The sequence below is a fragment of the Pseudomonas sp. IPO3778 genome (assembly GCF_013386825.1).
GTDB lineage: Bacteria > Pseudomonadota > Gammaproteobacteria > Pseudomonadales > Pseudomonadaceae > Aquipseudomonas.
Window position 1 is genome coordinate 47104 of sequence record NZ_JACARC010000015.1, and the last position, 23392, is coordinate 70495.

General features: G+C 62.6%; 23 protein-coding genes. 12 read left to right on the plus strand and 11 right to left on the minus strand.

All coding sequences use genetic code 11. The annotated features are described in order from the left end of the window. Positions 1-19 precede the first annotated feature (19 nt). Genes HX855_RS05855 through HX855_RS05865 form a run of 3 tightly spaced genes read left to right on the plus strand, consistent with a single transcriptional unit; the run spans position 20 to position 2397 of the window. Positions 20-277 (plus strand): DUF2790 domain-containing protein, encoded by a 258-nt coding sequence (locus HX855_RS05855; protein ID WP_177087777.1) that lies wholly within the window; start codon positions 20-22, stop codon positions 275-277. Between the two features lie 51 nt (positions 278-328). Beyond that, positions 329-1000 (plus strand): heavy metal response regulator transcription factor, encoded by a 672-nt coding sequence (locus HX855_RS05860; RefSeq protein ID WP_177087775.1) that lies wholly within the window; start codon positions 329-331, stop codon positions 998-1000. Continuing rightward, positions 997-2397, plus strand: coding sequence for a heavy metal sensor histidine kinase (locus HX855_RS05865; protein ID WP_177087773.1), 1401 nt, complete (start codon positions 997-999; stop codon positions 2395-2397). Before HX855_RS05860 ends, HX855_RS05865 begins: the two co-directional genes overlap by 4 nt. A gap of 5 nt (positions 2398-2402) precedes the next feature. On the opposite strand, the gene pcp is transcribed toward HX855_RS05865, so the two are convergent. From pcp to HX855_RS05880, 3 genes are read right to left on the minus strand one after another with little or no spacing between them, the layout of a single operon-like run. Next, positions 2403-3050, minus strand: a complete 648-nt coding sequence (pcp, locus tag HX855_RS05870; protein ID WP_177087771.1) for a pyroglutamyl-peptidase I — start codon at positions 3048-3050, stop codon at positions 2403-2405. A 7-nt stretch (positions 3051-3057) separates the two neighbouring features. Then, positions 3058-4008: a DUF979 domain-containing protein gene (locus HX855_RS05875; RefSeq protein ID WP_177087769.1), complete on the minus strand. Its 951-nt coding sequence runs from the start codon at positions 4006-4008 to the stop codon at positions 3058-3060. After that, on the minus strand, positions 4005-4718 hold the full coding sequence (locus HX855_RS05880; RefSeq protein ID WP_177087767.1) for a DUF969 domain-containing protein: 714 nt from the start codon (positions 4716-4718) through the stop codon (positions 4005-4007). The genes HX855_RS05875 and HX855_RS05880 overlap by 4 nt, the downstream gene beginning before the upstream one ends. A 330-nt stretch (positions 4719-5048) precedes the next feature. On the opposite strand from HX855_RS05880, the gene HX855_RS05885 reads away from it, so the two are divergent. Beyond that, on the plus strand, positions 5049-5594 hold the full coding sequence (locus tag HX855_RS05885) for a DUF4410 domain-containing protein (RefSeq protein WP_177087764.1): 546 nt from the start codon (positions 5049-5051) through the stop codon (positions 5592-5594). A 154-nt stretch (positions 5595-5748) separates the two neighbouring features. Here the strand turns inward: HX855_RS05885 and HX855_RS05890 are convergent, their stop codons facing one another. The 5 genes from HX855_RS05890 to HX855_RS05910 form a co-directional block, all read right to left on the minus strand. Then, positions 5749-6174, minus strand: a complete 426-nt coding sequence (locus tag HX855_RS05890) for a GNAT family N-acetyltransferase (protein WP_177087762.1) — start codon at positions 6172-6174, stop codon at positions 5749-5751. 51 nt (positions 6175-6225) lie between these two features. After that, positions 6226-6990, minus strand: coding sequence for an IclR family transcriptional regulator (locus HX855_RS05895; protein WP_177087761.1), 765 nt, complete (start codon positions 6988-6990; stop codon positions 6226-6228). A 117-nt stretch (positions 6991-7107) separates the two neighbouring features. Further along, complete coding sequence (locus HX855_RS05900) at positions 7108-8427, minus strand: MFS transporter (RefSeq protein WP_256353045.1); 1320 nt, start codon at positions 8425-8427, stop codon at positions 7108-7110. Between the two features lie 47 nt (positions 8428-8474). After that, positions 8475-9674, minus strand: coding sequence for a CaiB/BaiF CoA-transferase family protein (locus HX855_RS05905; RefSeq protein WP_177087759.1), 1200 nt, complete (start codon positions 9672-9674; stop codon positions 8475-8477). Continuing rightward, on the minus strand, positions 9671-10612 hold the full coding sequence (locus HX855_RS05910; RefSeq protein WP_177087757.1) for a hydroxymethylglutaryl-CoA lyase: 942 nt from the start codon (positions 10610-10612) through the stop codon (positions 9671-9673). The genes HX855_RS05905 and HX855_RS05910 overlap by 4 nt, the downstream gene beginning before the upstream one ends. Before the next feature lie 324 nt (positions 10613-10936). Between HX855_RS05910 and HX855_RS05915 the strand changes: the two genes are divergently transcribed. Continuing rightward, complete coding sequence (locus HX855_RS05915; protein ID WP_177087755.1) at positions 10937-11863, plus strand: SMP-30/gluconolactonase/LRE family protein; 927 nt, start codon at positions 10937-10939, stop codon at positions 11861-11863. A 110-nt stretch (positions 11864-11973) separates the two neighbouring features. After that, on the plus strand, positions 11974-13260 hold the full coding sequence (locus HX855_RS05920) for a CitMHS family transporter (protein ID WP_177087753.1): 1287 nt from the start codon (positions 11974-11976) through the stop codon (positions 13258-13260). A 49-nt stretch (positions 13261-13309) separates the two neighbouring features. Here the strand turns inward: HX855_RS05920 and HX855_RS05925 are convergent, their stop codons facing one another. Beyond that, a complete protein-coding gene (locus HX855_RS05925) occupies positions 13310-14512 on the minus strand; it encodes an ROK family transcriptional regulator (protein ID WP_177087752.1) in 1203 nt (400 codons plus the stop codon). Positions 14513-14724: 212 nt separating this feature from the next. Here HX855_RS05925 and HX855_RS05930 point away from each other — a divergent pair, with 212 nt between their 5' ends. Genes HX855_RS05930 through HX855_RS05940 form a run of 3 tightly spaced genes read left to right on the plus strand, consistent with a single transcriptional unit; the run spans position 14725 to position 18165 of the window. Then, the gene (locus HX855_RS05930; RefSeq protein WP_177087749.1) at positions 14725-16128 is read left to right on the plus strand and encodes an APC family permease; all 1404 of its coding nucleotides are present in this window, start codon (positions 14725-14727) and stop codon (positions 16126-16128) included. 8 nt (positions 16129-16136) lie between these two features. After that, on the plus strand, positions 16137-17165 hold the full coding sequence (locus HX855_RS05935) for an ROK family protein (protein ID WP_177087747.1): 1029 nt from the start codon (positions 16137-16139) through the stop codon (positions 17163-17165). Further along, a complete protein-coding gene (locus HX855_RS05940; RefSeq protein WP_177087745.1) occupies positions 17146-18165 on the plus strand; it encodes an SIS domain-containing protein in 1020 nt (339 codons plus the stop codon). Before HX855_RS05935 ends, HX855_RS05940 begins: the two co-directional genes overlap by 20 nt. Position 18166: 1 nt before the next feature. Here the strand turns inward: HX855_RS05940 and HX855_RS05945 are convergent, their stop codons facing one another. Both HX855_RS05945 and HX855_RS05950 read right to left on the minus strand, forming a co-directional pair. After that, positions 18167-18643: a hypothetical protein gene (locus tag HX855_RS05945; protein ID WP_375140062.1), complete on the minus strand. Its 477-nt coding sequence runs from the start codon at positions 18641-18643 to the stop codon at positions 18167-18169. Between the two features lie 75 nt (positions 18644-18718). Further along, entirely contained in the window at positions 18719-19495 is a 777-nt protein-coding gene (locus tag HX855_RS05950) for an AraC family transcriptional regulator (RefSeq protein ID WP_177087743.1), read from the minus strand. A gap of 211 nt (positions 19496-19706) precedes the next feature. Between HX855_RS05950 and HX855_RS05955 the strand changes: the two genes are divergently transcribed. From HX855_RS05955 to HX855_RS05965, 3 genes are read left to right on the plus strand one after another with little or no spacing between them, the layout of a single operon-like run. After that, a complete protein-coding gene (locus HX855_RS05955) occupies positions 19707-21323 on the plus strand; it encodes an APC family permease (protein WP_177087741.1) in 1617 nt (538 codons plus the stop codon). Positions 21324-21350: 27 nt separating this feature from the next. Continuing rightward, positions 21351-22277 carry a 4-hydroxyproline epimerase gene (locus tag HX855_RS05960; protein ID WP_177087739.1) on the plus strand — a complete coding sequence of 309 codons (927 nt, stop codon included), beginning with the start codon at positions 21351-21353 and terminating at the stop codon, positions 22275-22277. A gap of 38 nt (positions 22278-22315) precedes the next feature. Then, positions 22316-23263, plus strand: coding sequence for a dihydrodipicolinate synthase family protein (locus tag HX855_RS05965; protein WP_177087737.1), 948 nt, complete (start codon positions 22316-22318; stop codon positions 23261-23263). Positions 23264-23392 lie beyond the last annotated feature (129 nt).

A 23392-nucleotide genomic window follows, 5' to 3' on the forward strand; every position in this document is an offset into this window, starting at 1 on the left:
CTTAAAGAGAGATACCGCCATGAAACTGTTTATCCTCGGCTTTGCTGCCCTCCTCGCCACCGGCTCGGCCTTTGCCGATACCACTGCCGCCACCTCGGTGATCCATGACAAACCGGGCTTCTTCATGCACATGGATGTCGCCAAAGTGCTCTCCAGCACCGACACCTACGGCCAGTGCGGCATCGTCCCCGCCCGCCTCGACTACCTGGACAGCCAGGGCCACGAACACGTGCTGGACTATCAGGTACAGGGTATCGGCTGCCCCAATGACAATTGATCGGGCTACACTTGCGCCACGCAACACCGGCACATCACCAGGGCACCTCCCATGAATATCCTCGTAGTCGAAGACGAGCCCAAGGCGGGCAACTACTTGCTCAACGGCCTGCAGGAACTGGGCTACTCCGTGAGCCTCGCCCGCGACGGCGTGGACGGTTTGCACCAGGCCCTGGAAACCCCGTTCGACGTGATCGTGCTGGACGTGATGATGCCGAAAATGGACGGCTGGGAAGTGCTGCGTCGCCTGCGCAAGGAAGCCGACACGCCGGTGCTGTTCCTGACCGCCCGGGACGACATTGCCGACCGTATCAAGGGCCTGGAACTGGGCGCCGATGATTACCTGATCAAACCGTTTTCCTTCGCCGAACTGGTGGCGCGCCTGCGCACCCTGACCCGGCGCGGGCCCAGCCGTGAAGAAGAACACCTGCAGATCGCCGACCTGCAGATCGACGTGCTCAAGCGCCGCGTCACCCGCGGCGGTGTGCGCATTACCCTGACCAACAAGGAGTTCGCCTTGCTGCACTTGTTCGCCAGCCACCAGGACCAGGTGTTGTCGCGCTCGCTGATCGCCTCCCGGGTGTGGGACATGAATTTCGACAGCGACACCAACGTGGTCGACGTGGCCGTGCGCCGCCTGCGCCTGAAAATCGACGACCCGTTCCAGCTCAAGCTGATCCACAGCGTGCGCGGCATCGGCTACCGCTTCGATACGCAGCCATGAGCAAACCTCGGCATTACTCCCTGACCCTGCGCCTGGCGCTGATCTTTGCCTTGCTGGCGTTTGCCCTGCTGGCGACCCTCGGCGTGGCGCTGTACCGCGAGCTGGAGCGTGAACTGATCCACCGTGACGACGCCGCGCTGATTTACCGCGTCGACCAACTGCGCAACCTGCTGAACGACAGCAACACCCTGGACCTGATCAAGACCAAGCCGGAGCTGTTCCAGAACATGCTGGGCAACCGCGAATCCGTGCTGAGCATCGCCGCGCCCGGGAAGAAGCCGTTGCTGGAAGTGAACCCCGGCAACATCGACATGCCCGACGTTGCACCGGTGCCCAGGGACCACACCCTGGAAATCGCCGATGTACAGCACTTGCCCGGCGTCAATGGCGTGCCCTTCTCCACCCTGGCCGCCACCATCGATTCGGGCGACCTGGGCAGCCTGCAAGTGACCACCGGGCGCCTGATGACCGAGCGCACCGCCGTGCTCGCCAGTTACCGGCTGAGTGTCTATATCCTCGCCAGCATTGCCGCGTTCATCCTGGCGGTGGTCGGCTACCTGATGGTGCATCGCGGCCTGCTGCCATTGCGCCGCCTGGCGGTGCATGCCCAGGGCATCGGCGTCGGCAACCTCGCCGAACGCCTCGACAGCCAGGGCGCCCCCAAGGAACTGCTGCCGATGATTGATTCGTTCAACACCATGCTTGAGCGGCTGGCCAAGGGTTTTGTGCAACTGGGCCAGGTCTCCACCGACATGGCCCACGAACTGCGCACGCCGATCAACAACCTGCTGGGGGAAACCCAGGTGGCGTTGCAGCAACACCGCAGCATCGAAAACTACCAGCAGTTGCTGGCCTCCAACGTCGAAGAGCTCGAACGCCTGGCCCGGATGCTCGACAACATGCTGTTCCTGGCCCGCACCGACCCGGCCAGTGCCCTGCGCCAGCGCCAGGAGCTGGATGCGGCAGACGAAGTGGAACGCATCGCCGACTATTTTGAAGGCCTGGCAGCCGACGTCGACATCAACATCATGGCCCGGGGTGAAGGCGTGATCTGGGCCGAGCCCATGTTGCTGCGCCGGGCGCTGGCCAACCTGTGCGCCAACGCCATCAAATACGGTGCGCCGAGTTCCGAGCTATTGATTCAGGCCACGCCCGGCGACGAGGGCATCAGCCTCACGGTCAGCAATCAGGGCACGACCATTGCGCAAGAGCACTTGCCCCGGTTATTCGAGCGGTTTTATCGCGTGGATGAATCCCGGGAGCGCTCGGCGCAGTCCAATGGGTTGGGACTGTCCATCGTGGCGACCATCATGCAACTGCACAACGGCCGTTACAGCGTGACCAGTGAGAATGGCGTCACGTGTTTTGAGCTGTTTTTCCCGGCGCGCCAATCCTGAACGCGTCAGCTGACCTGGCCACCGGTTTGCACCACATCCACCTGGGTGTTCCAGGCCGTCAGCGTCGCGATCCGTAATCCTTCAACCACGGTCGCCAAGGCCATCGAAGGTGGCTCGGGCGCAGTGCCGACCACCTGTTCCGGCAGCCATGGCACATGGATGAAGCCGCTGCGCACCGCCGACCCCGCCAGGGCGTGCTGCAAGAGGTAGAACACCTGATTGCACACAAAGGTACCGGCGGTTTGCGAGACGCCGGCCGCAATGCCGGCCTCGCTCACGGCCTTCACCATGGCCTTGATCGGCAAGGTGCTGAAGTACGCCGCCGGGCCGCCGGGCACCACGTCGGTGTCGATGGGCTGCTCACCCAGGTTGTCCGGGATCCGCGCGTCATTGACGTTGATGGCGACCCGTTCAATGGAAATATGCCTGCGCCCGGGCCCCAGCCCGACGGCAATCACCATCTGCGGGCGATGCTCAGCCATCAACTCGGCCAAACGCACACCCGCCGTGGCAAAGGCGCAAGGCAACTGCCGCGCGACAATCCGCACATCAGCCCCCAGCGGCTCACCGTCCAACAGGTGTACCGCTTCCCAGGACGGGTTGATCAGGTCTTGGTCAAACGGTTCGAACCCCGTGAGCAACACAGTACGCATCACAGCCTCACATCAGTAAGTAGAGCAGGACAATATTAACCACCAGCATCATCAAGGCGGTCGGCATCTGCGCCTTGATCACCGCGTTTTTATCCGGCAGTTCAAGCAGCGCCGCCGGCACGATATTGAAGTTCGCCGCCATCGGTGTCATCAGCGTACCGCAGTAACCGGAAAACATGCCGATAGCGGCCATCACCGCCGGGTTGCCGCCGTAGATGCCCACCAGCACCGGCACGCCCACGCCGCCGGTCATGACCGGGAAGGCGGCGAAGCCATTGCCCATGATCACCGTGAACAGCGCCATGCCCAGGACATAGACCATCACCGCTACGAGCTTGTAATCCAGGTTGATGTAGGTGGTGGTGATGTGCGCCACGGCCGTGCCCACGCCCGCTTCGTTGAACAACAGCCCGAGCATCGCCAGCATCTGCGGCAACACCATCGCCCAGCCCAGTGCCTCGGTCAGGCGCCGGGATTCGCGAAGGGCTTGCACCGGCGTGTCCCGCGTCAGCCAGCACGCCAGCGCCAGTGCAATCAGGCAGCCAATGCCCAGGGAAACAAAGGTGGTGTTCTTCGGGTCCAGCAGCGGCACGCCGCCGATCTCGGTGTGCTTGAGCAGTACCGAGCCGATCACCGTGGTCAATGGAATGGCCAATGCCGGGATAAACAACTTGTGCCCCAGCCGACCTGCACTGGCCCGCGCCGCCTTGTCATGCAACTGGGCGTGGGCGCCGCGGCCTACGCCGCCGAAGCCCGCAATCAGCGCCATCACCACCACCCCCGCGCCGACCACCACCGAAGGCAGGCGCTCCCCTACCAGGAACGGGATGGCAAACAGCAGCCAGAACAACGAACTCGACCAACGCTTGGGGTGGGTTCGATCCATCAGGATCATCCCGGCGGTGATTACCAGCAGAACCCCGGCCAGCCAGTACAGGTATTGAATGGAAATAATCATTGCGCCGCCTCCGTCTGCTTGGCCGGCGAGCACTCGCGGGTGAGCATTCGGTCAAAGCGGTGCAAGCGTATGGCGTGAATAATGAAGGCGCAGATCGCCGTCGGGATGCCCCAGACCGCGATATGCAAAGGCTCGACGTCAATCCCCGAACCCAGCAGGAAGGTGTGCATCAGCGCAATCGCACCAAAGGCGACGAAGATGTCCTCGCCAAAAAACAGCCCGACGTTGTCGGTCGCGGCGCACATGGCCAGGACCTTGTGGCGGAGCTTGTCCGGGAGTTTGCCGTAGCGTTTCTCCGCTGCGCCTTCGGCCATCGGCGCCAGCAACGGGCGCACCATCTGCGGGTGCCCGCCCAGGCTGGTGAGGCCCATGGCCGCCGTGGTCTCACGCACAAACAGGTAGATGATCAACAAGCGCCCGACGGTGGCCCGCTCAAACCGTGCGATCCAGTTTTGCGCATGCAGGCGCAAGCCATGGCGTTCCAGCAAGCCGATCACGGCCAGCGGCAATAACAGGATCAGTTGCAAGGCGCGGGTCTGGAGGAAACCGTCGCCCATGGTGGCGAGGATCTTTTCCAGCGGGAAGTGGGCGGCAAACCCGGTGGCAATCGCTGCCGCCGTCACGACCAGCAGCGGATTGAAGCGCAACACAAAGCCGACCACGATGACGAGTACGCCAATCAGCGGCCATAGGTTCACAGCAGTTTGCATGGTGATGTGGTCCTTAAATGCGCGCTGCGGCGCCAGTAAAGCAGGTAGTGAACAAGGGGTTCACTGCAAGAAAACGGCGTGCAGCCCGGCTCGATTTTTTATTGTTGACCCGGAAGGTCGAGCGTCAGTGGCGGCATCTTTGCTGCTTGGGGCGGGAGGTGTCCAACAAGAAAAACTGTTGCTGCAAACCAATAAAGTTTGTGGGTATTTGAGGCGTAAGCTGGCGTATTGCAATCGCCGCCCTTGCCAGACGGCGCGAAGTTCAGCATCTTAGCCGCCCCACCCGATGGGGTGGCCTCCTCTCTCAACTGTTGTGGATACGGAAATTCAATGAAAACCTCCAAGGCCTTGTATGCCCTGTCGTTCGCTGTCGCCCTTTCGATGCTGGGTGGCTGCGCCGCCAAGGTAAAAAGCGGCGGTACCGACGCACTGGCCATTCCGGAATCGGCCAAACAGAACCTGGTGGTGAGTTTTAAAGGCAACACCACGGTCGAGCAAAACCAGGACTGGCCACTGCTCAAGCAACAATGGGGCGCAGCCCTGCAAACCGAAGCGCAACAGGCCGGTTATAGCCTCAAGCAAACCCCAACCCTCGAGACCGGCAGTGCCGACGGCGTGGGCATCACCATCAACGTCAGCAAGTTCCGCTACCTGACGGCGGGCACCCGCTACGCCGCCGGCGCATTGGTGGGCAATGCGTGGGTCTTTTCGAAAGCCGACTTTTCCGACTTGAAGTCCGGCGCACCGCTGGGCGCGCGCACCTATGAGACCGAGTCCTCGGCGTGGGAAGGCGTGGCGTCAGCCATGACCCAGAAGCAGGTTCAGGCGATTGCCAAGCAGGTGATCGCGGATATCAAGAACGCCAAGGCACAGTAATCCCCTGGCGGGTATCCATGCTGTTTGCGCGGCGAGTGCCGACGCGTGGCCGAAGCTGCCCAGCGTCGGCAGTGCGCAGAATGTGCTCAGGTACTTGAAGTCTGACCAGGGTTTGGACGGACTGGTGACGTGGCCGTCGGTGACCCGCCAGCCCTCAGGCCAGGTGCTTCTGGAAAAAGTGACGCGTGTGCCCAGGCGGGTAGTCGGCGATATGCCCGAACTCGCTGAAGCCCAGTTTTCGATAGAACCCGGGAGCCTGGAAGCTGAAGGTATCCAGCCAGATCCCCGTGCATTTTTTCTCCCGCGCCAGGTCCTCGGCCGCCCGCATCAGCTTTGAACCGGTGCCTTGAGTGCGCATTGATTCAGGCACGCTCAACAGTTCAACGAACATCCAGCCATAAGCGATTTTCCCGTAGAGGCCGCCCACCACGTCCTGGCTGACGGGATCACGCAACAACAACCCGAAGGTTTCAAACGGGTTCTCGCCGCATTGGCTGATGTTGTACGCCCTCAGCGGCTGGAGGATGGCCTGGCGCTCTTGCTCGGTGACCTCAAACGACAGTTCCATTGCCACGTCCATCTTGATCGTCCTGTGTTGAATTCCAGATCACCCGACAAAAGCACCACCCCCTCAGGGGTTGAGTTTTTCCAGGGCTGCTCGCAGTTCGGTATTGTTGCCGCCCAACGCGCTGGTGGCGATTGCTGCGTTGCGCAGCAGGATCGATGCAGCGTGGGGGATGTGTTCTTTCAGCAATCGGTCGGAGGGTCCCGACAGCGTCAATGCGCCTTTGAGCTCACCGCCCATGGCAAACACGGGAACGGAGACCGCCGTGGTTTCCGGGTCGCGCTCGCCAAACGAGCAGGCCCAGCAGCGCTCACGCTCCTGAGACAGTGTGGCGTCGCCCTGGCGCGAGAACGCGCGCAGCACCTTGCCGGAAGCCCCGGCGTGCAGCGGGAACCGTGCGCCTTCCAGCACCGAAACCCGCACCGCGCGCTTGGGCTCGACACGGAACAACACCACCCGGCTGCCGTTTTCATAGACGTAGAACGACGAGGTCTCGCCGCTCTCTTCGGTGATGGATTCCAGCAGCGGCAGGATCACATCCCGCAAGCGGAACGAGGCTTGATACAGCTGGGACAGGCGCAGCGGTTCAGGCCCGACCGCGTATTGGCCGTCACTCAAGCGCCGCACGAACCCGGCTTTTTCCAGCGACGCGATCAGGCGCAGGATGGTGCTTTTATACAAGCCGGTGCGCCGTGCGATCTCCGCCAGGCTCAAGCTCTCTTGATCGATATTGAACGCCGCGAGAATGGAAAACGCGCGGTCTACTGCAGCAACGCCGCCTTCCGGACTGCCGGCTTGATCAGCAAGACTGTTGTTGGGTTCGGTACTCATGGCCACTCGTTGGGTATTCATCGCCGGCGCGAGCGGCAGCATCATTGCCGTCCCGGTCGCGCCAGACACGCTCAGTCGCCGTAACATACCCTTTTGCGCCGGGGTGCAGCCACCGCATTATGCTTCCCGCAGGAAAAGCCGCAGCGACATGACCATCGCCGCCGCGACAAACATGATGCAACCCATCACCATCAAGCCCGCCGTGAACGAGCCGGTGTAGTCCTTGAGAAAGCCCATCAGGTAAGGCCCGACAAACCCGCCAAAGGCCCCAATCGAGTTGATCAGCGCAATGCCGCCGGCCGCGGCCTGGCCACGCAGGAACTTGCCGGGCAAGGTGTAGAAAATGGTCTTGCCGGCAATCGTCCCCACCAGCGCCAGGGTGATCCCGGCCAGGGCGGCCACCAGCGTGTCCATCTGCAGGGCGACCAATAGCGCCAGGCCGGCCAACAGCATGGCCAGGGTCAGGTTGAAAATCCCCTTGCCGGTGCGGTCAACGTGTTTTGCCCACACCAGCAAGCCGATGGTTGCAAAAAAGTAGGGAATTGCCGCCACCCAGCCGATCATGCTGACTTCGACGCCGTGAGCCTTGAGCATCTGCGGCAGCCAGATCCCGATGCCGTAGGAGCCCAGGGTAAAGCTGAAGGTGATCGAGCTGAGGATCCACACCCGCGGGTCTTTCAAGGCGGCCTTGAAACCATGGCGGTGCTGGCCCTGGCCCTGTTCTTGCGCCAACAACCCGGTGAGGACGGCACGCTCCCGCGTCGACAACCAGTGGGCCTCGGAAGGCTGATTGGTCAGCACTTTCAGGGTGATCAGGCCGAGGATACACGCCGGGATGCCTTCGATCAGAAACATCCATTGCCACCCCGCCAGCCCCCAGATGCCATGCATTTGCAGCAGCCACACCGACAGCGGGCCACCCACCAGGAACGAAATCGGCGTGGCCGCGGTAAACCACGCCAGCACCCGGGTGCGGTACTGCGCCGGAAACCACAGGGTGAGGAAAAAGATCACCCCGGGAAAGAACCCGGCCTCGGCCACACCCAGTACCAGGCGCATGGCGTAGAAGCTATAAGGACCCACGACCCACGCCGTGGCCGCCGCTGCAATCCCCCAGGTAATCATGATGCGCGCCATCCACCGCCGGGCGCCAAAGCGGTACATCGCCAGGTTGCTCGGCACCTCGCACAGGCAGTAGCCCACGAACATGATCCCCGCACCCAGGCCGAATTGCGTGGCGGTCAGGCCGAGCTGCCCGGTCATTTGCAGCGCGGCATAACCGACGCTGGTGCGGTCCAGGTAGTTGAAAAAATACGCCAGGGCCAGCAGCGGGATCAGGCGCCAGGCGGCCTTGTGCAACACGCGTGTTTGCTCGGCGTCCAGCACCACGGCGGTGGTGGCTGGGGTGCCGGATGCAGGTGTCGTGACAATTGCCATGACCGGTTTCCTCGACATTATTGTTATTGGAATGGCGACAGCGGGGCCTAGCGGACCACGCCACGCGCACGCAAGGCGTCGACATCCCTGGCGGCATACCCCAGCTCTTCAAGTAGCGCCTGGGAATGGCTGCCCAGTTGCGGCACGTTCAGGCGCGTATCGAAACGCCGGCCATTCATTTCAAACGGCAGCATCGGCACCTTCACTTCCTGGCCGTTATCCAGCGTCAGGTGCGCCAGGCCGCCGGAGGCATTCAGGTGCACATCATCAAACAAATCCTGAGGCCGCTGGATCGGTGAGAACGGCAAGCCAGCCTGTTCGCACATGTCCATGATTTGCTGCTTGGGCAGCGTGGCCAGCCGCTCACGAACTTGCGGCAGGATTTTCGAACGGGCGTGCACACGTTGGGTGTTGCGCGCCAGTTCCGGATCGCTGCCCAGTTGCTCAAAACCAAACGCCTGGCAGAAGCTCAGCCATTGGCTGTCACTCACCACCCCCATGAACACTTGCTCGTCATCCCGGGTGTTGAACACGTCGTAGATCGCCCATGCCGAAAGACGGCTGGGCATCGGCGCAGCGGGCTGGCCGGTCGTCGCCATCTGCATCATGTGCTGGCCCACCAGGAACGCCGAATTCTCGAACAGGCCGGTCTGCACAAACTGCCCCTCCCCCGTTGCCTTGCGTTGCCACAGCGCAGCCAGGATCGAGATGGCGCTGAACATGCCGCCCATCACGTCGTTCACCGACGCACCGGCGCGCAGCGGACGGCCTTCGGGGCCGGTCATGTAGGCAAGCCCGGACATCATCTGCACCACTTCATCCAGCGCGGTGCGGTGTTCGTAGGGGCCCGGCAGGAAACCTTTCATGGAGCTGTAGATGATGTCGGGCTTGATCGCCTTGACCTGCTCAAAGCCCAGGCCGAGTTTCTCCATCGCTCCCGGACGAAAGTTCTCGGTGACCACATCGGCGCTTTCGATCAGCTTGCGCACCGCTGCCATACCTTCCTCGGTCTTGATGTCGACGGCGAAGCTTTTTTTGTTGCGGTTGTAGGTCATCCAGTAACCGGCGCCCGAGCCGGTCAACCGCCGGGTGTTGTCGCCCGCCGGCGTCGGCTCGACCTTAATCACTTCCGCGCCAAGATCGGCCAGTACCAGCCCGCAGGTCGGGCCCATGACCATGTGCACAAACTCGACCACCCGAATGCCTGCCAGCGGCAGCGCCTGGATGTTTTGATTCCGTGTGCTCATCGTGCGGCCCCTGCGTAGTGAAAGTTCTTGCCCACGCCGGCGTCCGGGATGAACCCGTAGAGCGGTTCGCCAGGCAGGCCTTTTTGCAGCCACTCACGTGCCGCCACCAGCTTGTCGATATCGACGCCGGTGCGCAGGCCCATGGACTCAAGCAGGTAAACCAGGTCTTCGGTGACGATATTGCCCGACGCCCCCGGCGCATAAGGACAGCCGCCAATCCCGCCCTGGGAGGCATCGAAGGTGGTGACGCCAACGTCCAGCGCCGCCAGCACATTCGCCAGCCCCTGGCCGCGGGTATTGTGGAAGTGAGCGCTGCCGGCCCTGGCACCGATTTCGCTGCGCAAACGGATAAACGCCCGACGCACCTGGGCCGGGTTGGCGTAGCCGACGGTGTCCGCCAGCCCGACCTCGTCCACCCCCAGCTCGGCCATGCGCAACGCCATGCGAATCACATCGTCTTCAGGCACTTCGCCCTGGATCGTGCAACCGAATACCGTCGACAAACCGGCTTCCACCTGCACCTGCGGGAAGTGTTCATTGCGCAGGGCAATGACCTGGCGCACCTCGTCAAACACCTGTTGGTGGGTCTTGCGGATGTTGGCGAGGGAATGGGGCTCGCTGACGGAAATGGGCAGCGTGATTTTCTGCACGCCGGCGTCGAAGGCCGCCTGTGCACCTTTGAGGTTCGGCACCAGCGCGGTGACAAACACCTCCGGGCGCTGACGCATATGCACCACCAGTTGCGCAGCATCGGCCATCTGCGGCAGCAGCTTGGGGGAGACGAAGGAACCAATCTCGATTTCCTGGAGGCCGGCGTCGGCCAGGGCTGTCAGCCATTGCAGTTTCAGCGCGGTGGGCATCGTTGCGGCGACGCTTTGCAGGCCGTCACGCGGGCCTACCTCGCTGATCAGAATGTCGATGTTTTTATTTGGGGTCATCACCAGGCCTTTGAAGGTCAATCCATAATCGTTCTATCTAATAGAACATCGTTCTGAAATAAATAATGAGCGCGTTAATTTTCGCTGTCAACGGCCGAAAAGCAGTCAGCGGTTTTTACTGATAATTGGTGGATCACTTGCCGAACGAATCGATCGCGATCCATACGTCGATGCAAAAGACAGGGTTGACAGTCTCAGAAATAACCTCGACATTTGTTCTATTAGAAAGCACATCGTTCTATCTAGCAGAACAAAAACAACAACAAGGTGACAAGGTCCCTCCCCTTTGGGGATGCCTTACCCGCCCCCGTAGGAGTTGATCCTGTGAGCCTGTATGCCCCGCCTCGTGATTTGCCCACTCGCGTCTTCAGCACCTTGCCGCCGATGTTCTGGCAGGACACAGCGTCCGACTGGGTGCGCGCCAACAAGCCCGGCCAGCGGGTGAACAGCTTCCTCGAAGGACCGTCCTTCGATGTGCAGGGCAATCTCTATGTCACAGACATCCCCTACGGCCGGATTTTCCGCATCGACCCCCACGGCAACTGGACGCTGGTGGTGCAATACGATGGCTGGCCCAACGGCCTGAAAATCCACCGCGACGGGCGCATTTTCATTGCCGACTACAAGCACGGCATCCTGACCCTGGACCCTGCCAGTGGCATCATCACGCCGTTTCTGACTCACCACCGCAGCGAAGGCTTCAAGGGTGTGAACGACTTGTTTTTCGACGCCGGCGGCACGCTCTACTTCACCGACCAGGGGCAAACCGGCCAGCAGGACCCTACCGGGCGCGTGTTCGCCTACGACCTGGAAAACCAGAGGCTCACCCGTCTGATCGACAACGGCCCGAGCCCCAACGGGCTGGTCATGGACCTGGCGCAAAACGCGCTGTTCGTCGCCATGACCCGGGGCAACGCGGTGTGGCGCCTGCCGATCCAGGGTGACGGCGGCACCAGCAAAGTCGGGATCTTCACCGCACTCGCGGGCGGCGTGAGCGGCGCCGACGGCATGGCCCTCGACGTACTCGGCAACCTCTATGTGTGCGATGCCGGCAATGCCTGCGTCTGGGTGTTCGATCCCCACGCCGTGCCGCTCTATCGCATTCGCACCTGCACCGAGGGCCGCACCCTGACCAACCTGGCGTTCGGCGGCGAGGGCAACCGGCAACTGTTCATCACCGATTCGTCGACCGGCTCGATCCTCGTCGCCGACCTGGAACACGCCGGCCAACCGATGTTTTCCCACCGCTGAATTAACCCGGCACTGAACGCTGCGAGCAGCACGCAGGGGCTTCGTTCGCCCTGGAAAAAGCCGGCCGTTACTCGCCTGGCGCCCTATAAGACCAACAAAAAGGCACACCCATGTTGATATTCCTGAGCTACGCCATGATCGTCTGCTTCATGTACCTGATCATGAGCAAGCGCCTGTCACCGCTGGTGGCGTTGCTGCTGGTCCCGATCGTTTTCGGCTGCCTGGCCGGCTTCGCCCCGCAGCTGGGCGGCATGATGTACGACGGCCTGAAGATGCTCGCCCCCACCGGCATTATGCTGACGTTCGCCATCCTGTATTTCTGCCTGATGACCGACGCGGGCCTGTTCAACCCGCTGATCAAAGTGATTCTGCGGCTGGTCAAAGGTGACCCGCGCAAGATCGTGGTCGGCACCGCCGTGCTCGGCCTGTGTGTGGGCCTGGATGGCGACGGCGCCACCACCTACATCATCGCCACCGCTGCGTTTTTGCCGCTGTACCGGCTGACCGGGATTCGCCTGCAAGTCATGGCCACCGTGCTGCTGATGTCGATAGGCGTGATGAATATCCTGCCCTGGGGCGGGCCGTTTTCCCGGGCGGCCAGTGCCATGCACGTGGACATCACCGAACTGTTCGTGAGCATGGTGCCGATCATGGTGGCCGGTGCCGTGTGGGTGTTGTTCGCCGCCTGGTGGCTGGGGCGCATGGAGTTTCGCCGCCTGGGCACCGTGAGCATCAGCGAGGATGAAGTGCTCAAGGGCTATGCCCATATTCGCCTGGGCGATCCGCGCTTCCTGTTCAACGGGGTGCTGACCATCGCCCTGATCACCTGCATGATGATCAGCCTGATGCCCTTGCCGATCCTGTTCATGATCGCCTTCGGCCTGGCCTGCCTGGTCAATTTCCCGTCCCTCAAGCAGCAGAAAGAAGTGATCGCGCGGCATGCTGATAACGTGATGGCGGTGACCTTGCTGATCTTCGCCGCAGGGATTTTTGTCGGGATCATGGGCGGCACCGGCATGGTCAAGGCGATCTCCGACAACCTGATCGCGCTGTTGCCGCAACAGTCCGGGCCCTACCTGTCGCTGATCACCGCACTGCTGAGCATGCCGTTCACCTATGTGCTGTCCAATGATGCGTTCTATTTCGGCGTGCTGCCCATCTGGGCGCAGACCGCGGCCCACTATGGAATTGATGCAAAGGAGATGGCGATTGCCTCGCTGATCGGCCAGCCGGTGCACCTGCTCAGCCCGCTGGTGGCCTCGACTTACCTGCTGTGCGGCCTGCTGGACCTCGACTACGGCGACAACCAGCGCGTCTCGCTGAAATGGACGGTGGGCACGGTGATGGTGATGTTGCTGGCGGCGATTGCGATTGGCGCAATCACCGTCATCAACTGAGGGACGACTGTCGCGGGCACGGCGGGCTTGAGTCATGTGCCCGCCGCTTTTATTCCGGCTTGAGCAACGCCTCATAGTCCGGGCTGATTTCCGCCAAAATCATCAACGCCGCAGCGCCCAGCGCCACGGCGTCGTGCCCGGCGGTGCCCATCTGGATGCGCGGGTGCAGGCGATCCGAGCGGCTGCTGATGGAGCGGCTCAGGGGTTCGAGACGGGCGATCAGCCGGACCAGGATCGCTGGCGGCAGAAAACCGCTGATCAGGATGGTCTGCGGGTCGAGCACTGACTCAAGGATGTTGATGGCCTGCTTCAACGCGGGCGCCGCCTCGTCGAGCCAGGCATCGACGCCTTCGTTGAGTTCCTGGTCATTCATGTCCCACGCCGCCAGGTCCTGCTCGGCCGGATGCCCCAAATGCTCCAGCAGCGCCGCAATGGAAATATAGCGTTCCAGGCAGCCGTGATTGCCGCAATAACAGGCCTTGCCGTCAGGCACCACGGTCATGTGGCCGATCTCCCCGGCGTTGTGCCAATGCCCGGAATACAGGCGGTTATCCAGGTACAGCCCGGCGCCCAGGCCGCTGCCGATAAACAGATGCACGAAGTGATGCAGGCCGCTGGCGATGCCATACAGGCGCTCGCCCATGGTCGCCGCGGTGGCGTCGTTTTCAATCAGCACCGGCAAGCCGATGGCCTGCTGTAACCGTAGCGGGATGCCCGGGTCATCCCAGCCGGACATCGCCGTGGGGCCTACGCAGGTCATGCCTTCAACGCTGAAAGGACCGGGCAACGCAATGCCCACACCCAGGAAGCGGCCACCCGGGCGTTGCTCGCGCAAATCCTTTACGCAACCCACGATCAGCGGGAGTGCCTGCTCGAATGTCGGGTAGCTGACCGTCAACGTCACCTGCGCCACCGTCTCGCCCAGCAGGTCGAGCAGCACGGCAATGATGCGATGTTGTTCGACGTGAAAGCCGATCGAATAGCCACCTTCGGGATTCAGCGACAGCGGCACCGGCGGCTGGCCACGCCCGCCCTTCTCGGCCGCATGGACCAGCAGCACGCCCTCTTCCTGAAGCTCGGTGACAATGTTCGAGACCGTCTGCGCCGTCAGTGAGGTCAGCCGCGTGAGGTCGGCACGGGTTAACCGACCGCTCTGGCGAATGGCTTCCAGGATCACCCGACGGTTGTGCTGTCGGGCATGTTCGGCGTTGGTGCCGGTGGTCACCGCACGTTTGAGCTTGGGATTTTTCATGGGCTGATAATCCGTCGCGGCGATTAATTAAATCAAGTTGAATTAATACTCACGGCGTGCTTTTCTTAGCACCTCGGACGATTGCGCCTACAGCGATTTCCGATTACGCCCCATAAAAACAATGACGGGTCGATAGAAGCCCTTGATGGCACGCAACCTCTTTGCAACTGCCCCCAACCCCTTCTGTCACTCGATTAAGAGGTCGTTCCCCCATGAGCACGTTGACACCCGTCGATCCGGACTTGCCCAACGGCAAACGCAAAATCGGTCTGTTCCCCGCTATCACCCTGAACATGAGTCAGATGTGCGGCGTGGGCCCGTTTATCACCATTCCCACCATGATCGTGATCATGGGCGGCCCCCAGGCTTACCTCGGCTGGATCCTCGGCGCCCTGCTGGCCCTGTGTGACGGGCTGGTGTGGGCCGAACTCGGCGCCTCCCTGCCGGGCGCGGGCGGTACTTACAATTACCTGCGGGAAGCCTTCGGCAAGCGTACGGGCAAACTGCTGCCGTTCCTGTTTGTGTGGACGGCCATGTTGTTTATCCCGCTGATCATGTCCACCGGCATCATCGGCTTCGTGCAGTACCTGACGTGGTTCTGGCCGAACATGAGCCAGACCGCCGGCAACCTGATCGGCCTCGCCGTGATCTGGCTGGTGATCGTGATGCTGTGGCGCAAGATCGAGTCCATCGCCAAATTGAGCATCGTGCTGTGGGTGATCATGCTGATCAGCATCGGTGCGCTGATCGCCGCCGCCTTCACCCACTTCCATGCCGACCTGGCCTTCAGCTTCCCCGAGGGCGCCTTCAACCTTGGCGACAGCAGCTTCTGGCTGGGCATGGCCGGCGGCCTGACCATCGGCATTTATGACTACCTGGGCTACAACACCTCGGCGTACCTGGCCGGTGAAGTCGAGCAACCCGGGAAGGTGATTCCCAAGTCGATCGTGTTTTCGATCCTCGGCATCCTCGCGGTCTACCTGTTAATGCAAGTGGGCGTGCTGGGCGTGGTGGATTGGCACCGCATGCTCGACCCCGAATCGCCCGCCTACAAATCCGTGGCCTCGGTGGTGCTCAGCGAAACCTGGGGCAGCACCGCCGCCGGAATCGTCACTGTATTGATCCTGATCACCGCCGTTGCCTCGGTGTTTGCCGGGCTGCTGGGCGGTTCCCGGGTGCCGTTCGAGGCGGCGAAAGACAAGGTGTTCTTCAACGCCTTCAGCAAGGTCCACCCCCAGCATGCGTTCCCGACCTACGGCATCCTGAGCATGGGCCTGCTGACGTCCGTGGGGTTCATGATTGGACGCCTGACCGACCTGAACACCCTGATTCAGTTGCTGACCACGGTGATGATCCTGGTGCAGTCGGTGGCGCAGATCATCTCGCTGCTGGTGCTGCGCAAGACCAAGCCGCACCTGGCCCGCCCGTACAAAATGTGGCTGTACCCGGTGCCGGCGATCATCGCGCTGCTGGGTTGGGTTTATATCTATATGGCGTCCAACCATAACGCCCCCGGTGCTTACCCGATCCAATGGTCGCTGGTGTGGGTAGCAGCCGGTAGCGTGGCCTACCTGCTGTGGGCGCGGGTGCAAAAACTGTGGCCTTTCGATAAGTGATGAGCGTTATGCACGAACCACTGGAAACAACGGGCGCTGCGGCGCCCCCGCAAGGGCTGTTGCTGGCGATTGATGTGGGCGGCACCAAGACTCAGGTGGCGTGCTACGACATTGCACGCCAGCGCATGAACACGCGGATTCTCGCCACCCACGCCGACGGTTTGTCCGGCGCGCCGGCACTGCAACGCATCCTGGAGGCGGCGCACACCTGCGTCGCCGAGTTCGGCAACCTGCCGGTGTTGAGTGTGGCGGCGGTATTCCCCGGCGTGGTGCGCGGGCCCACCTTGCTGATGGCGCCCAACACCCCGGGCTTCGAACACCTCGACCTGCAAGGGTTGATCGCCCAGGCGTTTGGCAATGCCCCCGTGGCCCTCGACAACGATGTGAAGGCCGGCGCCCTGGCCGAAGTCCGCTGGGGTTCGCTGGCCGGTGTCGACAACGCGATCTACCTGAACCTGGGCACCGGCCTTTCGGCGGCGGCGATTGCCAACGGCAAACTGATTCGCGGCCATAACGGTGCCGCCATGGAAATCGGCTACCTGCTGTCACCGTTTCTCGACCCGGCCCAGCCTGATCAGTGGCGCACCTACGAGCACGGCGGCGCACCGCTGGAAGAGCTGTTTTCCGGTCATGCATTGAGCGAGTTGGCGGTGCAGATGCTCGGTCACGGGCATCAGGCGCTGGACCTGTTTTCCAGCGTGGATCCGCCAGTGCGCCAGGCCCTGGAACGGCGCATCGCCGCGTGCGCCGTGCAAGTGGCCAACCTGGCGGTGGCGCTGGATGTGGAACGCATCGCGATAGGCGGCGGCCTGTACCGCCAGGCCTCGACGCTGGCACCGATCCTCGAACAGCTGATCCGCCGCGTGGTGCCCTTCCCGCCCACCATTGCCGCCGCGCATTTCACCCACGACGCTCCGCTGTGGGGCGCCCTGAGCATGGCCATGGAGGCCGTCGGCCTGAACGCCATCGCCCAGCAGGTACTCACTGCCGGCAACACCCTTTATCAGGAGCTGAGTCATGTCCTTGATGCAGACTGAAACCGCGTCGATCCCGGCGATCCTGCAACGCATGCTCGACGACGACCACGCCGTGCGGGCACTGGCCGCGCAGTTGGCCGGCGACTTGCCGGATCTGATCATCACCGTCGCGCGGGGCAGTTCAGACCACGCGGCCGCTTATTTCAGCTACGCCATGATGAGCCTGGTGGGCGTGCCCTGCCTGTCGATTCCCCTGTCACTGGTCAGCCTGCAACAACCGCCGCTGCACTTGAAAAAATGCTGGGTGGCGGCGTTTTCCCAGTCGGGTAAAAGCCCGGACTTGATCGACAGCCTGAGGTACCTGCAACAACGGGGTGCGGCCTCGGCAGCGCTGGTCAACACCACAGACTCGCCACTGGCGGCCATCAGCGGGCATGAAATCCTCTTGCCCGCCGGCCTGGAACAAAGCGTGGCGGCGACCAAAAGTTATGTAGCAATGTTGATGGCGAGCGCGCAAATCGTGGCCCGCCTGGCCGCCGATAACACCTTGGGTCAAGCGCTGCTCTCGCTGCCACAGCAGATGAATGAAGCCGCGAGCGAGGACTGGTCCCAGGTGCTCGAGGTGCTGCAACACGCCGACAAGATGATCGTGATCGGTCGTGGTGCCGCCTTGCCGATTGCCCAGGAAGCCGCACTCAAGCTCAAGGAAACCTCAGGCATCCAGGCCGAAGCGTTCTCCAGCGCCGAGGTTCGCCATGGGCCGATGGAAATCATTGAAGAGGGTTATCCCGTGCTGGTGTTCGCCCCTTCCGGCCCGGAGCAGGCGGGTACCCTGGCCTTCGCCGACGACATGCGCGCACGGGGCGCCAAGGTGATGGTGGTGGCGCCACGGGGCACCGCTTGCAAGGGGTTGCTGCCCAGCGTTCCGACTGCGCATGCCTTGCTGGAGCCGTTCACCATGATCCAGGGGTTTTACCTGATCGCGGCGCAGTTGGCCGTGGCGCGCGGGCGGAATCCGGATCAGCCGAGGTTCTTGAAAAAGGTGACGCAGACCCATTGAGTCAAGGCGAACAACCGCCTACCACGGCTTCTTTCCTGAACGATTCAGGTGCCCGCCCGGTGCTTTTGTCGGTGATCTCCACCACACAACCGATCACGGGAACCGCCTGGACGATTTGATACGTCGCGCCAACGGCAGGAACAAAACTGGCCACGTTGGCGCAGTAGCGCGGGTAGTTTGCGCCTTCCTTGTTGGCCGCACCGCCGCTCATGACATTTACGTAGATCCGTCGATCGGGGATCAGCAGAAACCGCTCGCTGGCCTCGCCCTTGCGAGTGCCCAGCACGCCGGTCTCTGCCGTGTCGTTGCAGCCCGGGTCGTAGTAGGCCCAGTACATTTGCACGCCACCGTTCAGCAGGGTGTTAGCGCCCTGGATGGCTTCGAGGGTTGCGTGGGGAGCGGTGGGGGCTGGTTGTTGGTAGAAACCGACACAACCGGTGGTCAGGCCGCAGCACAGTGCCAATAACATCTTTTTCAAAGACAAACCTCCCTGTAGAACCGCCCGGCCAACGTTGGCCGGTGGCGATTGTACCCGGGTAATGTCACTTAGACATCACTGCACACTCGTCGCCTGCCGATACTGGCGCGGCGTAAACCCGGTCAACGCCTTGAACTGCCGGGTAAACGCACTGTGATCGGTGTAACCGCACTGCAACGCCACTTCAGTGATGGGCATCTCGGTAGGCAGCAACAGGTGCGCATGTTCCAGGCGCACCTTCTGGATCATCTGGCGCGGCGTCAGGTGAAACACGCGCTTGCAGTAGCGCTCCAGTTGCGCCACTGAAATCCCGGCAATTCGCGTCAGCTCACCCAACGTGACACGCCGGTTGAAATGCGCCCGAATGTACTCATCCACCGCCGCCAGTCGTTGATAGGCCGGGTGGGTTTCGCTGGCGGTTTGCAGGTCGACCGAGATCCCCGCCAGGCCGATGATCGCACCGTCGCGGTTATACAGCGGCCATTTGTGGGTCAGGCACCAACCCGGCTCGCGGGTCCCGTACAGGTGCAGTTCCAGTTGGTCTTCCAGGACAAACCCTTGCTCCAGCACCCGTCGGTCCTGTTCGGTGTAGCCGGGGCCCAACTGCGCGGGAAATACCTCGGCGCTGGTTTTTCCCAGTAACGGTTGCAGGTGCTTCAACCCGCATCGCTGCACCAGGGTGCGGTTGGCCAATACATAGCGCGCCTGCACGTCCTTGATAAAGATCGCGGCATTGGGAATCACGTCGAGCATCGGCAACAACAGCCCCACGCCGGCCAGTAGTTCTTCAATGGTGTGCGGGCGATGGGCCTCGCGCCCTTGGCATAGGGTGGCGAACGCGCTCTGCATCATGACGCTCTCTCCTGCATTCAGCGGATAGGCCCGGCGCCCGGCGGGCGGTGCCTGGCGAGCAGATTGCCGCATGAACGCCGGCGTGTCGAGTGCTCGAAACTGTGCCGATTTCGTCATCGCTGCCTGCGCAAAACATCAATCGCGGCGCCAGTGATGGGTTCACTGTATGGGCACTGCATGCCTATCCAATAACCCACAAGAAGGCGCCGCTATGTCAGCCCAAGGCAAGTTCAAGAAACAGCTTTCATTGATCGACCTCACCTTTATCGGACTGGGAGCGATCTTCGGTTCGGGCTGGCTGTTCGCGGCCAGTCACGTCTCCGCCATCGCCGGTCCGGCGGGGATTTTTTCCTGGTTGCTGGGCGGGTTCGCCGTGTTGCTGCTGGGCATCGTGTACTGCGAACTGGGGGCGGCTTTGCCCAGGGCCGGTGGCGTGGTGCGCTACCCGGTTTACTCCCATGGCCCGCTGCTGGGCTACCTGATGGGCTTTATCACGCTGATCGCGTTTTCGAGCCTGGTGGCAATTGAAGTGGTCGCCTCGCGCCAATATGCGGCAGCGTGGTTTCCCGAGTTGACGCAGGCGGGTTCCAGCAACCCCACCGTCCTCGGCTGGTTCGTGCAGTTTGCGCTGCTCTCGCTGTTTTTCGCCCTCAACTACCGCAGCGTGAAGACCTTCGCCATGGCCAATAACCTGGTCAGTGTGTTCAAGTTCATCGTGCCGCTGCTGGTGATCGGCGTGCTGTTCACCTTCTTCAAGCCGGAAAATTTTCACACCCAGGGTTTCGCGCCGTTTGGCCTGTCGGGCATTGAAATGGCGGTGTCCGCCGGCGGGGTGATTTTCGCTTACCTGGGCCTGACGCCGATCATCTCGGTGGCCAGCGAAGTGAAGAACCCGCAACGCACCATTCCCATTGCGCTGATCCTGTCGGTGCTGCTCTCCACCGCGATCTACGTGCTGTTGCAGACCGCCTTCCTCGGCGGCATCCCCACCGAAATGCTCGCCAACGGCTGGGCCGGCGTCGCCAAGGAATTGGCCCTGCCGTACCGCGATATCGCCCTCGCGCTGGGGGTGGGCTGGCTGGCGTATCTGGTGGTCGCCGACGCGGTGATCTCCCCCAGCGGTTGCGGCAACATCTACATGAACGCCACGCCACGGGTAATCTACGGCTGGGCGCAAACCGGGACCTTCTTCAAGGTGTTCACGCGCATCGACGAAAAGTCCGGCATCCCGCGCCCCGCGCTGTGGCTGACCTTTGGCCTGTCGGTGTTCTGGACCCTGCCCTTCCCGTCGTGGGAGGCGCTGATCAACGTGGTGTCTGCCGCACTGGTATTGAGCTACGCCGTGGCGCCGGTGTCCGTTGCCGCGTTGCGCCGCAATGCGCCTGACCTGCCGCGCCCGTTCCGGGTCAAGTGGATGGGCCTGCTCGGCCCGCTGTCATTCATCATCGCCGCGCTGATCGTCTACTGGTCCGGCTGGAGCACCGTGTCGTGGCTGCTCGGCCTGCAAATCCTGATGTTCGTGGTGTACCTGCTGTGCGGGCGCTTTGTGCCGACCCTGCACCTGAGCCTGGGCCGCCAAGTGCGTTCATCCGCCTGGCTGATCGGCTTCTACGCCGTGACCATTATCCTGTCGAAACTCGGCAGCTTCGGTGGCCTGGGCATCCTCAGCCATCCGTTCGACACCCTGGTCGTGGCCGCTTGCGCGCTGGGCATTTATTACTGGGGCGCGGCCACCGGCGTACCGGCCCACCTGGTTCGCCTGGAAACCGAAGACGACGAAAGCGAAGCCCCTGAACCCGCCATGGGTCAACCCCAGCTGGCTTCCTGATCCCGAGCCCCCTCACTGGATAGCGCGATGAAACGAGTCCACATCATTGATTCCCACACCGGCGGCGAACCCACGCGCCTGGTGATGACCGGTTTTCCCGAGTTGGCCGGCAAGACCCTGGTCGACAAGCTTCACGACCTGCGCACGCACCATGACCAATGGCGCAGGGCATGCCTGCTGGAACCTCGCGGCAACGATGTGCTGGTGGGCGCGCTGTATTGCGCGCCGGTCTCGCCCGATGCCACCTGCGGCGTGATTTTCTTCAACAACGCCGGCTACCTCGGCATGTGCGGCCACGGCACCATCGGCCTGGTTGCCTCCCTGCATCACCAGAGGCAGATCGCGCCGGGCGTGCACAAGATCGACACACCGGTCGGCCCGGTCAGCGCCACCCTGCATGAAGACGGCGCGGTGACCCTGCACAATGTGCCCGCGTACCGCTATCGCCAGCAGGTGCCGGTGGACGTGCCCGGGCATGGCCGGGTCTACGGCGATATCGCCTGGGGCGGCAATTGGTTTTTCCTGGTGTCCGAGCACGGGCATGTGCTGCACATGGACAACGTCGACGCCCTGACCGATTACACCTGGGCGATGCTCAAGGCCCTTGAGGCCCAGGGTATCCACGGCGAAGACGGCGCCCTGATCGACCATATCGAACTGTTCGCAGACGACGACCACGCCGACAGCCGCAACTTCGTCATGTGCCCCGGCAAAGCCTACGACCGCTCGCCCTGCGGCACCGGCACCAGCGCCAAGCTGGCGTGCCTGGCGGCCGACGGAAAACTCGCCGCCGGGGCGCCGTGGGTACAAGCCAGCATCACCGGCAGCCAATTCGAAGGCCGTTATGAATGGGAAGGCGAACGTGTGCGCCCTTCCATCACCGGCCGCGCCTACATGACCGCCGACAGCGTATTGCTGATCGACGAACAGGACCCCTTCGCGTGGGGCATCTGAACCGCCCCCGCCCCTTCAATCAAACTGGAGCTGAAACCATGAACACCCAGATCTTCACCGGCTGCATCCCCGCCCTGATGACCCCGTGCACCGCCGCGCGCCAACCGGACTTCGACGCGCTCGTCGCCAAGGGCCGCGAACTGATCGATATCGGCATGAGCGCGGTGGTGTACTGCGGCTCCATGGGCGACTGGCCGTTGCTGACGGAAGCCGAGCGCCAGGAAGGCGTGGCGCGCCTGGTGGCGGCCGGCGTGCCGACCATCGTCGGCACCGGCGCGGTCAACAGCCGGGAGGCCGTGGCCCACGCGGCGCATGCGGCCAAGGTCGGTGCCCACGGTTTGATGGTCATCCCGCGCGTGCTGTCCCGTGGCGCCTCGGCGACGGCGCAAAAGGACCACTTTGCGGCCATCCTCAAGGCGGCACCGAACCTGCCGGCGGTGATCTACAACAGCCCTTACTACGGCTTCGCCACCCGCGCCGACCTGTTTTTCGAACTGCGCCGCGAGTACCCGAACCTGATTGGCTTCAAGGAGTTCGGCGGCGCTGCCGACCTGCGTTATGCGGCTGAGCACATCACCTCCAAGGACGATGGCGTGACCCTGATGGTCGGCGTGGATACCCAAGTGGTCCACGGTTTCGTCAACTGCAACGCCACCGGCGCGATCACCGGCATTGGCAACGCGCTGCCACGGGAAGTGTTGCAACTGGTGGCCCTGAGCAAGAAAGCCGCCCAGGGCGATGCCACCGCACGCCGCCAGGCGCGGGAGCTGGAGTCGGCACTGGCCGTGTTGTCGTCCTTCGACGAAGGCTGCGACCTGGTGCTGTATTACAAGCACCTGATGGTGCTGAACGGCGACCAGGAATACACCCTGCACTTCAACGAAACCGATGCCCTCAGCGATGCCCAGCGGCGGTATGCCGAGAACCAGTACGCGCTGTTCCGCCAGTGGTACGCCAACTGGTCGGCCGAGCAGAACGTCGCTTAACACTATTCAAGGCAGCAAAGAACCAATATGGGAGCTGTCGAGCCCAGGCGAAGCTGCGATGGGATCACCGCGCAGTGCCTGCCAGACCGCAGCGCCTGCATCGCAGCCTTGCTCGGGCTCGACAGCTCC